This window comes from Nocardia sp. NPDC060220, assembly GCF_042727815.1.
In the GTDB taxonomy this organism is placed as follows: Bacteria; Actinomycetota; Actinomycetes; order Mycobacteriales; family Mycobacteriaceae; genus Nocardia.
In genome coordinates, this window is record NZ_JBHWZY010001347.1 from 1 (window position 1) to 1,158 (window position 1,158).

General features: G+C 67.8%; 1 protein-coding gene. It reads right to left on the reverse strand.

All coding sequences use genetic code 11. The annotated features are described in order from the left end of the window. Nucleotides 1–38 precede the first annotated feature (38 nt). Entirely contained in the window at nt 39–1,157 is a 1,119-nt protein-coding gene (locus tag ACFWF3_RS36660; RefSeq protein WP_379318820.1) for a PucR family transcriptional regulator, read from the reverse strand. Nucleotide 1,158 lies beyond the last annotated feature (1 nt).

A 1,158-nucleotide genomic window follows, 5' to 3' on the forward strand; every position in this document is an offset into this window, starting at 1 on the left:
GCCCACCATGGTGGGCAGCGCCTTCGTCGTGTCGGGGATCAGGCCGGAACGGAGCGGTAACTGCGCGCGACGAGTGCGGAACGCAGGTACCACAGCCCCGAAGGCTGAGTCGGATCGAAGCCGGTGAGCTGGCCGATCCGCTTGAGCCGGTAGTCGACCGTATTGGTGTGCACGTGCAGCACGCGAGCGGTGCGCTGCCGGTTGAGGTTGTTGGCGATGTGACGCTGCAGGGTCTCGAGCAGCTCGGGGTACTGATCCAGCGGATCCAGCAGCGAGCCGAGGAATTCGCGGCCGGGCCCGGGGCGGGTCAGCTGGTACTCCAGGGCGAGCTCGTCGAAGCGGTACAGACCCGAGGTCACCTCGAGCCGCTGCACCATGTCCAGCAGTTCGTGGGCCTGATCGGCGGCATCGGGAACCCCGGTGGTGCTCGTTTCGACCATCGCGGCGGTGATGCCGACCTGGGCCGCCTGGGAGAGCTGGGCGACGAGCGCGGTCAAACCCTCGCGGTCGAAGGCGTTGGCGGGGATCAGCACCGTCCCGCCGTCGACGCTGAGCAGCGACAGCGCCGAGTCGCCGCAGCGCTTGGCCAGTTCGGCTTGTACCCGGCGCAACTTGCGGCGGGCGACGACCTTCGAGTCCAGTGCCGGGTTGGCTTCCTCGCGGTGCTGGGGGATAGCCAGGGCGAAGACCGCGTAGGTCTCGGCGATGGTGATGCCGCATTCGCGGGCCATCGTCGAGGTGCTGTGCCCGCCGAGCAGGGCGGAGGTGAGGGTGTGCACGGCGGTGTGGTGCTCGCTGACCACGCCGCGCAGCTCGCGCACGTAGGCCAGCGAGATCTGGGCGGTGATGGTGTCGAGTAGTTCCATCACGACCTTGACGCCGCCGACCAGGCTGTCGAAATCCTTGCCCGACGCGCTCGATACCACCAGGTCGAGGCCGATTTTGAAGCCCTCGGCGATCGAGTGGTGGATCGTGTCGATCGGTACGCCCTCCCGGGCCCACGCGCTGGCCGCGTCCTGCAGGCGCTGTAGCTGGCTCGGGACATCACGCCCGTCGAGCATGCCGACCGCGAATTCCAGGCAGATCCGGGTGATCGTGGTGACATCGCCGGAGATGGCGTCACCGGGTAGCGTCCCGCAGCTGTCTCTTATACACATC

Bases quoted from the DNA above. Each gene is read 5' to 3' on its own strand.
- ACFWF3_RS36660 (WP_379318820.1), bottom strand. From the start codon at position 1,157: ATGTGTATAAGAGACAGCTGCGGGACGCTACCCGGTGACGCCATCTCC.